The sequence below is a fragment of the Luteimonas sp. Soil_N_1 genome, from assembly GCF_057656255.1.
Genome location: NZ_JBDGKS010000002.1, coordinates 277,632 through 290,160, shown reverse-complemented (window position 1 = coordinate 290,160; position 12,529 = coordinate 277,632). Strand labels below are relative to the sequence as shown.

The following is a 12,529-nucleotide window of genomic DNA, read 5'->3' as shown; positions in this document are numbered from 1 at the left end:
CGGACTGTAGTACGTGCCCTGTGAGGGAGATGCTGGGGCGCGCCCCATCTGGACACGAAGTCCGGCATGCGGCAGGCGGCGCCGGTCGATCAGCCCGCAAGCATCTGGCCACCGTCGACCGCGAGAACCTGCCCGGTGATCCATCGCGACTGGTCCGAACACAGGAACAGGGCGGCGGCTGCGACGTCTCCGGGGGCACCGAAACCGCCGAACGGAATCGAATCGCGCACGCGGCTGTACAAGGCAGGATCTTCGATGGCGCGTGCAGCCCACAGGCCGCCGGGAAACTCGATCGATCCCGGCGCAAGCGCGTTGACGCGGATGCGCGCCGGCGCGAGTTCCGCGGCCAGCGTCACCGTGTAGTAGGTCAGGGCCGCCTTCGCGGTGGAATAGGCGGTCGCGCGTGGCGTAGGTCGCAACGCGTTGATCGAGGCGATGTTGAGGATCGCGGGATGTTGGCTGTCGCGCAGGTACGGCAGGGCGGCGCGGTTGCAGCGCACCGCCGCCATCAGGTCGACCTCGAAGCCGGCCCGCCAGGCATCGTCGTCGGTGCCATGGGCGAGCGCGGAGGCGTTGTTGACCACGATGTCGACCCCGCCGAGCGCCAGCGTCGCGGCCTCGACCCAGCCGGCAGGCGCATCCGCTTCGGCGAGATCGCAGCGGTGCGTGTGTATCCCGGTGCCATGGATCCGGAGTCGGGAGGCGGCCTGATCCAGTGCCTCTGTGCCGCGTGCGCAGATGGACACGCTGGCGCCGGCCTGCGCCAGTGCGTCCGCGATCGCCAGTCCGATGCCGCGGCTGCCGCCTGCGACAAGCGCGCGGCGTCCGTGGAGCGTGCCGGACGGCAGCTGATCCATTACGGCGCGGCGCTGACGTCGGCGTCGCTGCCGCGCCCCGGTCCGACGTGCGTGCGGACTTCGAACAGTTCGGGGAAGAAGGTCAGCTCCAGCGCCTGCTTGAGGAAGCCCACGCCGCTCGAGCCGCCGGTGCCGCGCTTGAAGCCGATGATGCGCATCACCGTGCGCATGTGGCGGAAGCGCCACAGCTGGAACTGGGATTCCAGATCCACCAGGTCCTCGCACAACGAGTACTCGCGCCAGTGGCGTTCGGTGTCCTCGTAGATCGACTCGAACACCGGCACCAGCGTGGCATCGAAGGTGTGCGGCTGGCGCCACTCGCGCTGCAGGTGCCGCGGATCGACGGGGTGGCCCCAGCGGGCCAGATAACACAGGAATTCGTCGTAGAGGCCGGGCGCGTCGAGCACGGTCTGCAGCGCCGCCTGGCCGTCGGGTTCGTGCGCGAACACGTCGAGCATCGCCGCATTCTTGTTGCCGAGCAGGAACTCGACGGTGCGGTACTGCAGCGACTGGAAGCCCGACGAGGGGCCCAGCACGTCGCGGAACTCCATGTACTCGGCGGGCGTCATCGTCTCCAGCACCGACCATTGCTCGGTCAGCTGCCGCAGCACCTGCTTGCAGCGCGCCAGCACCTTGCGGCAGCGCCAGACCTCGTCGCGCTGCAGGTGGCCGATCGCCGCCGACAGTTCGTGGATCAGCAGCTTGAGCCACAGCTCCGAAACCTGGTGCTGGACGACGAACAGCATCTCGTCGTGGTGCGGCGGCTGCGACAACGGCTGCTGCGCGGCCAGCAACAGGTCCAGGCGCAGGTAGCCGCCATAGGTGATGCGGCCGGACAGGTCGCGGTGGATGCCGTCTTCGAGAGGGCGCTGGTTGCGGTCGATCGTCATCGGCGCAGGGTACCGCAGGCCTCTCGCTGCCGGGCGCGCTGACGCTGCGCGGCGACAACTGCCGGCACGCGTCATGCAATCGCCATCCAACCCCGGCACAATCGGGGGCGGGGCGCTTTCGCCCGGGGATACCAGGGGATTCACGCATGACTCGAACAACCAGCCGACTGCTGTCGGCCTTGTTGCTGTGTTGCGGCGCCGGCGCCGCGCAGGCGGACGTCGTCGTCAGCCAGGTCTACGGGGGCGGCGGCAACAGCGGCGCCACCTACAACGCCGATTTCGTCGAGCTGTTCAACAGCGGTGACCTGCCGGTCTCGCTGGCCGGCAAATCCATCCAGTACAGCAGTGCGACCGGAACCGGCCACCTGGGCGCCAATGCCAACCAGCTGGTGGTCCTGCCGGACGTCGAGATTCCGGCCGGGGGCTACTTCCTGATCGGTCTCGCCGGTGGCGCCAACGGCGTCGCGCTGCCCGGCACGGACGCGATCGGCACGATCAACATGGCCGCGGGTGCCGGCAAGGTCGCCCTGGTCGAAGGCACGGCGTCACTCGGTTGCAACGGAGGCAGCGCGCCCTGCGAACCGGCACAGCTCGCGCGGATCCTCGATTTCGTCGGCTTCGGCAACGCCAATTTTTTCTGGGGCAGTGGCGCTGCGCCCACCCTGTCATCCTCGCTCGCTGCATTGCGCGGCGGGGACGGCTGCACCCAATCACGTGACAACGCGGCCGACTTCACTGCAGTCACGCCCGCGCCGCGCAACAGCGCCAGCATCCCCAACATCTGCAGCGGTGGCGGCACGCTGTACATCAGCATCAGCGATACCCGTAGTGCCGAGGGTGACAGTGGCACCAGGCCGTTCTTCCTGACCATTTCGTTGAACCAGCCGGCCGGGCCGGAGGGTGTCTCGTTCGAGTACGCCACCGCCGATGGCACCGCGACCGTCGCCGACAACGACTACATCCCGCTCAGCAGCGCCCACACGTTCGAAGAAGGCCAGCGCGAGGTGTCGATCCACGTCGAAGTCGTGGGTGACGAAAAGGTCGAGCCGGACGAGGTGTTCTACGTCAACCTGGACAACGTCACCGGCGCCGAGGTGGCGAAGGCCCAGGGCGAAGTGACGATCGTCAACGATGACGTCTTCACCCTGCCGATCCACGCGATCCAGGGCAGCGGCGAACGTTCGCCCTACGAGAACCAGCCGGTTGCGACCCGGGGCATCGTCACCGGGCGCAAGAACAACGGCTTCTTCATCCAGACCCGCGACGGCGAGGATGACGGGGATCCGGCGACGTCCGAAGGCCTGTTCGTGTTCACCAGCAGCACGCCGCCGGTCGACGCGGCCGTCGGCAACGAGGTGCTGGTCCAGGGCACGGTGATCGAATACATCCCGACTGCCGACCTGCTGCAGTTGCCGCTGACCCAGATCAGCCTGCCCACCTCGGTGGTCGCGCTGTCGGAAGGCAATCCACTGCCCGCACCGGTCGTGCTCACGGTCGACATGCCCAATGCCGACGGCGGGCTCGCCCAGCTGGAGCATCTGGAAGGCATGCGGGTCACCGCGCCGAGCTTCACGGTGGTCGCGCCGACCGGTGGCAATACCAACGAAACGCAGGCGACGGGCAGCAGCAACGGCCGTTTCGCCGTCGTCGTCACCGGCACGGCGCGTCCGTTCCGCGAACCCGGCATCCAGATCCCGAATCCCGATCCCTCGGGCAGCAGTGCGGCCAACATCCCGCGCTGGGACTTCAATCCCGAGCTGATCGCGGTCAACAGCACCACGATCGGTGCGCCGACTGCGGATCTGGCGGCTGGCTGCCGCATCCTCGACGGCTCGCTGACCGGTCCGCTCGACTACACCTTCCGCCGCTACACCATCTATCCGGAAGGCGCACTGTCGAGCGACTGCAGTGACGCGGGCGAGCCGCGTCCGTCGATGGCGCCGGGTCCTGACCACGTGACCTTCGCGACCTACAACCTGCAGCGCTTCTTCGACACGGTGAACGATTCCAACAGTGGCCCGACGCTGACGCCGGACGCACTGGCGCGTCGCCTGTCGAAGGCGTCGATCGGTATCCGCGGCTATCTGCATACCCCGGACATCGTCGGCGTCACCGAGGTCGAGAACCTGCCGGTGCTGACCACGCTTGCCGAGCGCATCAACGCCGACGCGGTTGCAGCCGGTCAGCCGGATCCGCGCTACGTCGCGTATCTGGAAGAAGGCTTCGACGTCGGCGGCATCGATGTCGGCTTCCTGGTCAAGACCGCGTCGGTCGGCGGTGTCGCCCGCATCGCGGTGGCGTCCGTCCAGCAGGAAGGCGTCGACGACGTGCTGGTGAATCCGAACGGGTCGACCAGCAAGCTCAACGACCGTCCGCCGCTGGTGCTCGACGCCGTCGCGCATTTCGCCGATGGCCGCAGCTACCCGTTCACCGCGATCGTCGTGCACCAGCGCTCGTTGAGCGGCATCGAAGCCGAGACCGCAGGCGGCAACGGCTGGGCCACCGGCGGCCAGCGGGTGCGCGAGAAGCGCCAGAAGCAGGCCGAGTTTCTGGCCACGCTGATCGATGGCATGCAGAAGGACGATCCGCTGCGCCAGATCGTGGTGCTCGGGGACTTCAACGCGTTCGAGTTCAATGACGGCCTCGTCGACGCGATGGGCACCGTGACCGGCCTGCCGTCGCCCGACGACCAGACCGCGGTCGACAACGACGGCCAGGTGCTGATCGCGCCGTCGCTGCTCAACATGACGCTGGAAGCGGCCAACGAAGAGCGCTACTCGTTCGTCTTCGACTACCAGGCGCAGTCGCTCGACCATGTGCTGGTGAACCAGGCGCTGGTCGACTCGCCGATGGTCGTCGGTCTCGACATCAGCCACGCGCGCATCAACGCCGACTTCCCGGAAGTCGCGCGCAACGATGCAGGTACGCCGACGCGTCTGTCCGACCACGATCCGACGGTGCTGCTGGTGCGTCTGCAGCCGGTGACCGCCGCCGATCTGGGCATCATCGCCGAGGCCGCCAACGCCGAGGTGTTCGAAGGCGGTCTGCTCGAGTTCGCGGCCACCCTGGTCAATGCGGGGCCCGATGCCGCGCAGTTCCCCGGTTTCGGTGCGGTGCTCGATGCCGAACTGGACGATCTGCTGGTGTCGCCGTCCGACGGCTGGACCTGCGACGCGCCGAGCGTGGCGGACAGCAAGACCACGCTGTCGTGCAGCAACGAGGCACTGGCCAGCGGCGGCGAGGCGGTGTTCGCACTGTCGGCGACCGCACCCGCTGCGTCGGTTGGCCAGACCGTCACCATGACCGTGGCTGCAACCTCGCAGACGCAGGATCCCGATGAAACCGACAACAGCGCCACGGCGTCGGTCTCGGTGGTGGAGGATCCGGCATCGGCCGCGCAACTGCTGGTCAACGGCGTGCCGGTGACCGGTGTCGAAGGTGCAGCGGGCGACTCACGCCTGTTCCGCATCGACGTGCCGGCAGGTGCGCGCAACCTGCGCTTCCTGACCAACGGCGGCACCGGCGACGTGTCGCTGTATGCCAGCCGCGACGCGTTGCCGACGGTCGAGGATGCGCAGTTCAGTTCGCAGCGACCCGGCAACACCGAAACGGTCACGGTTTCCGCGCCGCAGGCGGGCACCTGGTACGTGCGCGTCGTCGGTGAGCGCGCCTTCGCCCGCTTGACGGTCCGGGCCACGTTCACGCCCTGACCGGCACCACCGGTATCCACGGAAAACCCCGGCCACGTGCCGGGGTTTTTCGTTGCGGCGGCCGGCGCGACTCCGGGTCCCGGCTGCGCCGGGCTGCTAGGATGCGGCGTCGACCACAGGGGACTTCCACCGCATGAGCCAGCCTTCTCCGGACACCGCAGCGCCGCGTGGCGCGATCGCCCGTTTCCTCGACACGGTCGAGCGTGTCGGCAACAAGCTGCCGGATCCGGCGATGCTGTTCCTGCTGTTGATGCTGGCGGTGTGGGCGTTGTCGTGGGCGTTGTCGAGCGTGTCGTTCACCGCGATCGACCCGCGTACCGGCGTTCCGATCGAGGTGGTGAACCAGCTGTCGGGCGAGTCGCTGACCGCCTTCATGGCCAACATGGTCCGCGTGTTCCTGGGCTTCGCGCCGCTGGGTGTGGTGCTGGTGGCGATGCTGGGTCTGGGTGTCGCCGAACACACCGGTTTCATCAATGCCGGCCTGCGGCGCGTGCTGTCGGTGACGCCGAAGATGCTGCTGACGCCGGCGCTGGTCGCGGTCGCCGTGCTGAGCCATGTCGCGGTCGACGCGGGCTACGTGCTGGTGATTCCGCTCGGTGGCGTGATCTTCTACGCCGCGGGCCGGCATCCGCTTGCGGGCATCGCGGCCGCGTTCTGCGGTGTGTCGGGCGGCTTCTCGGCGACGCTGCTGGTGCCGTCCTCGCTCGACCCGCTGCTGGCCGGCTTCACCCAGGAAGCGGGTCGCATTCTCGACCCGGCCCTCGTGGTCAATCCGCTCAACAACTGGATCTTCACCACCGCGTCGAGCGTGCTGATCATCGCGATCGGCTGGTTCGTCACCGACCGTATCGTCGAGCCGCGCCTCAAGCGCACCGCCGTCGACGGCGATCCGGCGAACCTGCCGAAGATGGACGAGCTCAACGCCGCCGAGAAGCGCGGCCTGCTGTGGGCGGTCGTGGCGATGCTGATCGCCGCAGCCCTGTTCGCCTGGACGCTGATGCCCGAAACCTCACCGTGGCGCGCGCCTGCCGAGGCCGTGCCCGACGGCAGCCATCCGCTGCTGGTCGCCGCCGCACCGGTGATGCAATCGATCGTCGCGCTGATCTTCGTACTGTTCCTGCTGCCGGGCGTGGTCTACGGCTACATCGCCGGCACCGTGAAGTCGCACCGCGACATCATCGCGGCGATGACCAAGTCGATGAGCGGCATGGGCTACTACATCGTCATCGCGTTCTTCATCGCGCAGTTCCTGGCCGGCTTCAACGGCTCGGGCCTCGGCACGCTGATGGCGGTCGAGGGCGCCGATTTCCTCAAGGGCCTCGGCCTGCCGATGTGGCTGACGATCATCGGCCTGATCCTGATGACCGGCGTCGTGAACCTGTTCATCGGCTCGGCGTCGGCGAAGTGGGCGCTGCTCGCACCGATCATGGTGCCGCTGATGATGCAGCTCGGCGTGTCGCCCGACCTGACCCAGGCGGCCTACCGCGTCGGCGATTCGATGACGACCATCCTGACCCCGCTGATGCCGTACTTTCCGCTGATCGTCGTGTTCTGCCAGCGCTATGTGACCTCGGCCGGCATCGGCACGCTGGTCTCGATCATGATTCCGTATTCGATCGCGCTGTCGATCCTGTGGACGCTGTTCCTGCTGGCGTTCTGGGGCCTGGGCATTCCGCTGGGCGTCGGCGCGAGCTACGTCTATCCGGCAGGCTGAATGCGCAGCGGCGCCACGGTGCGCCGCCGCACGTGCGCGAGACCACGGGCCAGGGGTGGCAATGGTCACTTTCCATGTGGTCCGGGCGCCGCTAAGTTAGCGCGTCGCCCGGCCCGGTCCGTGGCATCGATCAACGTCAGGAGTCGCCCTACGTGTCAATGAATCCGTACGCCGCCGAGGAAAAGAAAACCATCCTCGGCCATCCGCGCGGCCTGTTCGTGCTGTTCTTCGCCGAGATGTGGGAGCGGTTCTCCTACTACGGCATGCGCGCGCTGCTGATTTTCTATCTCGTGCAGCACTGGATGTACTCCGATCAGGATGCGTCGGTGATCTATGGCGCCTACACGGCGCTGGTGTACATCGCGCCTGTGGTCGGCGGCTATCTGGCCGACCGGTATCTGGGGCAACGCAAGGCGGTGGTGTTCGGCGCAGTGCTGCTGACCTTCGGTCATTTCCTGATGGCGTTCGAAGGTGACGGCGGCCAGTCCGCGGCCGAGATCAACATCTTCTGGCTGGCGCTGTCGTTCATCATCATCGGGTCGGGCTTCCTGAAGGCCAACATCTCGGTGATGGTGGGTCAGCTGTATCCGCGTACCGACGTGCGTCGCGATCCTGCCTACACGATCTTCTATATGGGCATCAATCTGGGCGCCGCGATGGGCTCGGCGTTGGCCGGCTACCTGGGCATGAACTACGGCTGGGCCTGGGGTTTCGGTGTGGCCGGTTTCGGCATGCTGTTGGGCCTGATCGTGTTCGTGCTGGGCAAGCCCCTGCTGATGGGGCGCGGCGAGTCGAAGGCCCCCGAGCGCCTTGCGGCCCCGGTCATGGGCATCCGCTTCGAGTGGTTGCTGTACGCGCTGGGCATCGCATCGGTGGGTGTTGTCTGGTTCCTGATCCAGTACCAGAAACTGGTCGGCGGCCTGCTGATGGGCACCGGCGCGCTTCTGATGGGCTACGTCCTCTGGACTGCGGTCTTCAAGCTGGAGCGGGAGGCACGGCATCGTATTTTCGCCGCGTTGATCCTGATCGTCGGATCGATCCTGTTCTGGGCGCTGTTCGAACAGGCAGGCGCCTCGCTGAACCTCTACACCGACCGCTCCGTGGATCGCCACATCTTCGGCTGGGAAGTGCCCGCGCCGATGTTCCAGTCCCTGAACTCGATCTACATCATCCTGCTCGCACCAGCGTTCGCCATTCTGTGGCTCTGGCTGGGACGTCGGGGCTGGGAGCCTTCCACGCCGTTGAAGTTCGCGCTGGCGGTGATCCAGGTGGGCCTTGGCTTCCTGGTGCTGGTCTGGGGTGCGAACAGTGCCGGTCCGAACGGCATGACGCCGGTGATCTTCATCTTCCTGATCTACCTGATCCACACGATGGGCGAACTGTGTCTGTCGCCGGTTGGACTGTCGGCGATGAACCGGTTGGCGCCGGCGCACATGGCCAGTCTGATCATGGGCACGTGGTTCTTCGCATCGGCGACCGGCAACTTCGCTGCCGGCCTGATCTCAGCCGCGACCGGTGGCGAGGGTGAGGGACGTGTGCTGGAGGTGTACTCGAACGTGGGTTGGCTTGCGGTCGGCGTGGGCGTGGTGATGATCTTCATCTCGCCGCTCATCCGCCGCCTGATGCACCTCGATACGCTTCAGGACGACGAACCGTCGCTTGCGGGTCAGGACGGGATCGGCGAGCCGATCGCGGCCGGCACCACGCTCGAGCAGGAACGCCGTCCCTAACCGGATCGTGCTTCCGCTACGAAAACAGCGCCCTCGGGCGCTGTTTTCGTTTGGGGCACGGGAGGCGCGTCGCGCGGACTTCAGTCCTTCAGCGGCGCTTCGAGCTTGGCCATCATCGCGGCGAAAGCGGCGCGCTCGCCGTCGTCCAGCGGCGCCAGCACATTGCGCTGGTAGTCCAGCGCCAGCGGCACGACCACGTCGTAGACCGCGTAGCCGGCCTCGCTCAGCTCCAGCACCGAGCGGCGGCGGTCGCTGTCATGCATCTCGCGTTCGATCAGCTCGCGCTCGAGCAGACGCGCGACTGCGCGACTCACGGCAACCTTGTCCATCGCCGTGCGCTCCGCCACGCCGTTCGCCGACAGGCCGGGATAGCGCCCGAGGACCGCGATCACCCGCCACTCGGTCACGCTGATCCCGAAGCGCTCGCTGTAGATGTCGGCCAGTCCGCGGCTGATGCGGTTGGTCAGCACGCTCAGCCGGTAGGGCAGGAACTGCTCGAGATCGAGGCGATGGTGGCCGTGGCCGTCATGGGCGTCGGCGGGGTCGGACAGGGCAGCGGAAGGGGCCGCGGGTGCGTTCATGGTGCGATGCGCCTTGCAATTAGGTTGCATTCGTAACTATAAAGAGAGAACTGAAACCGCGCCCGTTCCCGGCCGGCCCCATCGCGACGGAGTATCCCATGAGCGCTCACGCACACACCGCCCCCAATCTCGGCATGGAAGTGACCACGTTCGAGAACCCGATGGGCATCGACGGCTTCGAATTCGTCGAGTTCGCCGCGCCCGCGGGCCAGGCCGATTTCATGCACACCTACTTCCGCAACATGGGCTTCACCGCGGTGCTCAAGCACAGGACGCGGGCGATCACCGTGTACCGGCAGGGCGGGGTGAACTTCCTGCTCAATGAGGACCCGGATTCCTTCGCGGCCGATTTCGCCAGGGCGCACGGTCCGTCTGCCTGTGGCTTCGCGATCCGCTTCAAGCAGCCGGCAGGCGACGTCTACGGCAAGGTGCTGGGCAACGGTGGCGAGGCGATCGGTGATCGCGAATCGAGCAAGGCCGTCGACGCGCCCGTGGTCAAGGGCATCGGCGACTGCATGCTGTATCTGGTCGACCAGTACGGCGCGTCCGGCTCGATCTACGGCGACGACTATGTCGCGATCGACGGCGTCGACCAGAACCCGACCGGGTTCGGCCTGACCTTCATCGACCACCTCACGCACAACCTCTACTTCGGCAACATGCAGAAGTGGTCGGACTATTACGAGAAGCTGTTCAACTTCCGCGAGATCCGCTACTTCGACATCAAGGGCGCCAAGACCGGCCTGAAGTCGAAGGCAATGACCGCGCCCGACGGCGTGGTGCGCATCCCGCTCAACGAGTCGAACGATCCGAAGTCGCAGATCAACGAATACCTCGACGCCTACAAGGGCGAGGGCATCCAGCACATCGCCTGCTTCACCGACGACATCTACGCCTCGATCGAGCAGATGCGCGAGAAGGGCATCGACTTCCTCGACACGCCGGAGACCTACTTCGACGTCATCGACCAGCGCATTCCCGACCACGGCGAAGACGTCGCGCGCCTGCAGCGCAACAAGATCCTGATCGACGCCGATCCGGAGACCAAGCAGCGCAAGCTGCTGCAGATCTTCACCAAGAACGCGTTCGGCCCGATCTTCTTCGAGATCATCCAGCGCAAGGGCAACGAAGGCTTCGGCGAAGGCAACTTCCAGGCGCTGTTCGAGAGCATCGAACGTGACCAGATGCAGCGCGGCGTGCTCTGAGACACGGCGAACGAAAGGCGGCCCCGGAATGTTCCGGAGCCGCCTTCGGATGACGCGTTACAGGCGCGCGTAGGCGCTGGCGATCATGCGTTTGCCATGCCCGCCATGCCTGCCAGCAGCGCCGCACCGCCGAGCAGGAAGAACGCACCCATGATGAGCAGTGCGATCAGCAGCAGGATGCCCTGGATCATGAAGAACAGGCGCAGCTTGTCGGTCGAACGGACGGCAGCATCGACCTGTCCAGTCGCTGCGGCTTCTTCCGCCGCGCTGGCCGCCTGGAACAGCAGCACGCCCAACCAGATCGGCACCCATGCCCAGAGGATGCCGATGATGCTGAGCACTTGCAGCGCGCCCGAGATCATCAGCATCACGCCCAGCAACTTCATCCACAGCTTGCCGTCCACCAGCGGGCGGACGATTGCCCGCACGGCGTTGTCCGTCGTGTCCATCAAATTTTTCCCCTTGAATGCCGCCTTTCCTTCGGCGGTCCGCGCAGGTTAGCCGCTGCATTGTCTGAAAGGAACGCGCCATGACTCCATCCACTCCGGCGTACATGTCCGGCTTCGGCAACGAATTCGCGACGGAGGCCGAGCCTGGCACGCTCCCGATCGGCAGAAACTCGCCGCAGCGCGTGGCGCATGGCCTGTATGCCGAGCAGTTGTCGGGCACGGCGTTCACCGCGCCGCGCGGCGAGAACCGGCGCAGCTGGCTGTATCGCATCCGGCCCGCGGCGATGCACGGCACGTTCTCGCCGTTCCAGCAGCCGCGTTTCCACGATGGTTTCGATCGCGGCCCCGTCCCGCCGGACCAGATGCGCTGGAGTCCGTTGCCGATCCCCGAAGCGCCGGTCGATTTCGTCGACGGTCTGTTCTCGATGGCCGGCACCGGTGGTCCCGGCGCGCACGAGGGGGTGGGCATCCACGTCTACGCCGCGAACGCGTCGATGACCAACCGCTTCTTCTACAGCGCCGACGGCGAACTGCTGATCGTGCCGCAGCAGGGGCGTCTGGTACTGGCGACCGAGTTCGGTGTGCTCGAGGTCGAGCCGCAGGAGATCGCGGTGATTCCGCGCGGCGTGCGCTTCCGCGTCGAACTGCCGGACGGCCCGAGTCGCGGTTACGTCTGCGAGAACCAGGGGCACGCGATGCGCCTGCCGGATCTCGGCCCGATCGGCGCGAACGGCCTGGCCAATCCGCGCGATTTTCTTGCGCCCGTCGCGGCGTACGAAGACATCGAGGGCGACTTCACCCTGATCGCCAAGTTCCAGGGCCATCTGTGGCAGGCGCCGATCGACCACTCGCCGCTGGACGTCGTCGGCTGGCACGGCAACTACGCGCCGTACAAGTACGACCTGCGCCGCTTCAACGCGATCGGCTCGATCAGCTTCGACCATCCCGATCCGAGCATCTTCACCGTGCTCACCTCGCCCAGCGACACGCCCGGTACGGCGAACATGGACTTCGCGATCTTCCCGCCGCGCTGGCTGGTGGCGCAGGACACGTTCCGCCCGCCGTGGTTCCACCGCAATGTCGCCAGCGAGTTCATGGGTCTGGTGCACGGCCAGTACGACGCCAAGGCCGACGGCTTCTCACCCGGTGCGTGCTCGCTGCACAACTGCATGAGCGGACACGGCCCGGATGCGGCGACGTTCGAAAAGGCCAGCGCGGCCGATCTGTCGAAGCCCGATGTCATCAGTGGCACGATGGCCTTCATGTTCGAGACGCGTGCGGTGATCCGGCCGACGCGGCAGGCGATGGACGCGACGCACCGGCAGGGCGATTACCAGGACTGCTGGGCCGGCCTGCAACGGAACTTCGTGCCGCCACGCGGCTGAGGTTTCAA

At 66.7% G+C, this 12,529-nt stretch carries 9 protein-coding genes; 5 read left to right on the top strand and 4 right to left on the bottom strand.

Annotated features, from left to right (window positions below):
* Positions 1 to 89: 89 nt before the first annotated feature.
* Complete coding sequence (locus tag AC3A4E_RS15075) at positions 90 to 857, bottom strand: SDR family NAD(P)-dependent oxidoreductase (protein WP_487632302.1); 768 nt, start codon at positions 855 to 857, stop codon at positions 90 to 92.
* Entirely contained in the window at positions 857 to 1,747 is an 891-nt protein-coding gene (locus AC3A4E_RS15070; protein WP_487632301.1) for a tryptophan 2,3-dioxygenase, read from the bottom strand. Before AC3A4E_RS15070 ends, AC3A4E_RS15075 begins: the two co-directional genes overlap by 1 nt.
* A gap of 146 nt (positions 1,748 to 1,893) precedes the next feature.
* On the opposite strand from AC3A4E_RS15070, the gene AC3A4E_RS15065 reads away from it, so the two are divergent.
* The 3 genes from AC3A4E_RS15065 to AC3A4E_RS15055 all read left to right on the top strand — a co-directional run bounded on the left by AC3A4E_RS15065 (position 1,894) and on the right by AC3A4E_RS15055 (position 8,901).
* On the top strand, positions 1,894 to 5,457 hold the full coding sequence (locus tag AC3A4E_RS15065; RefSeq protein WP_487632300.1) for a pre-peptidase C-terminal domain-containing protein: 3,564 nt from the start codon (positions 1,894 to 1,896) through the stop codon (positions 5,455 to 5,457).
* A 133-nt stretch (positions 5,458 to 5,590) separates the two neighbouring features.
* Positions 5,591 to 7,171, top strand: a complete 1,581-nt coding sequence (locus AC3A4E_RS15060) for an AbgT family transporter (protein ID WP_487632299.1) — start codon at positions 5,591 to 5,593, stop codon at positions 7,169 to 7,171.
* Between the two features lie 158 nt (positions 7,172 to 7,329).
* Positions 7,330 to 8,901 carry a peptide MFS transporter gene (locus tag AC3A4E_RS15055; protein WP_487632434.1) on the top strand — a complete coding sequence of 524 codons (1,572 nt, stop codon included), beginning with the start codon at positions 7,330 to 7,332 and terminating at the stop codon, positions 8,899 to 8,901.
* 80 nt (positions 8,902 to 8,981) lie between these two features.
* Here AC3A4E_RS15055 and AC3A4E_RS15050 read toward each other — a convergent pair whose 3' ends face one another.
* Complete coding sequence (locus AC3A4E_RS15050) at positions 8,982 to 9,482, bottom strand: MarR family winged helix-turn-helix transcriptional regulator (protein WP_487632298.1); 501 nt, start codon at positions 9,480 to 9,482, stop codon at positions 8,982 to 8,984.
* Positions 9,483 to 9,616: 134 nt separating this feature from the next.
* Between AC3A4E_RS15050 and hppD the strand changes: the two genes are divergently transcribed.
* Positions 9,617 to 10,687 carry a 4-hydroxyphenylpyruvate dioxygenase gene (gene hppD / locus AC3A4E_RS15045; RefSeq protein WP_487632433.1) on the top strand — a complete coding sequence of 357 codons (1,071 nt, stop codon included), beginning with the start codon at positions 9,617 to 9,619 and terminating at the stop codon, positions 10,685 to 10,687.
* A gap of 83 nt (positions 10,688 to 10,770) precedes the next feature.
* On the opposite strand, the gene AC3A4E_RS15040 is transcribed toward hppD, so the two are convergent.
* Positions 10,771 to 11,136 carry a DUF5362 family protein gene (locus AC3A4E_RS15040; RefSeq protein WP_487632297.1) on the bottom strand — a complete coding sequence of 122 codons (366 nt, stop codon included), beginning with the start codon at positions 11,134 to 11,136 and terminating at the stop codon, positions 10,771 to 10,773.
* A gap of 80 nt (positions 11,137 to 11,216) precedes the next feature.
* Here AC3A4E_RS15040 and hmgA point away from each other — a divergent pair, with 80 nt between their 5' ends.
* Positions 11,217 to 12,521: a homogentisate 1,2-dioxygenase gene (hmgA, locus tag AC3A4E_RS15035; protein WP_487632296.1), complete on the top strand. Its 1,305-nt coding sequence runs from the start codon at positions 11,217 to 11,219 to the stop codon at positions 12,519 to 12,521.
* Positions 12,522 to 12,529 lie beyond the last annotated feature (8 nt).

Coding starts and splice junctions, on each gene's coding strand:
- AC3A4E_RS15075 (WP_487632302.1), bottom strand. CDS start 857: ATGGATCAGCTGCCGTCCGGCACGCTCCACGGACGCCGCGCGCTTGTC.
- AC3A4E_RS15070 (WP_487632301.1), bottom strand. CDS start 1,747: ATGACGATCGACCGCAACCAGCGCCCTCTCGAAGACGGCATCCACCGC.
- AC3A4E_RS15065 (WP_487632300.1), top strand. CDS start 1,894: ATGACTCGAACAACCAGCCGACTGCTGTCGGCCTTGTTGCTGTGTTGC.
- AC3A4E_RS15060 (WP_487632299.1), top strand. CDS start 5,591: ATGAGCCAGCCTTCTCCGGACACCGCAGCGCCGCGTGGCGCGATCGCC.
- AC3A4E_RS15055 (WP_487632434.1), top strand. CDS start 7,330: ATGAATCCGTACGCCGCCGAGGAAAAGAAAACCATCCTCGGCCATCCG.
- AC3A4E_RS15050 (WP_487632298.1), bottom strand. CDS start 9,482: ATGAACGCACCCGCGGCCCCTTCCGCTGCCCTGTCCGACCCCGCCGAC.
- hppD (WP_487632433.1), top strand. CDS start 9,617: ATGGAAGTGACCACGTTCGAGAACCCGATGGGCATCGACGGCTTCGAA.
- AC3A4E_RS15040 (WP_487632297.1), bottom strand. CDS start 11,136: ATGGACACGACGGACAACGCCGTGCGGGCAATCGTCCGCCCGCTGGTG.
- hmgA (WP_487632296.1), top strand. CDS start 11,217: ATGACTCCATCCACTCCGGCGTACATGTCCGGCTTCGGCAACGAATTC.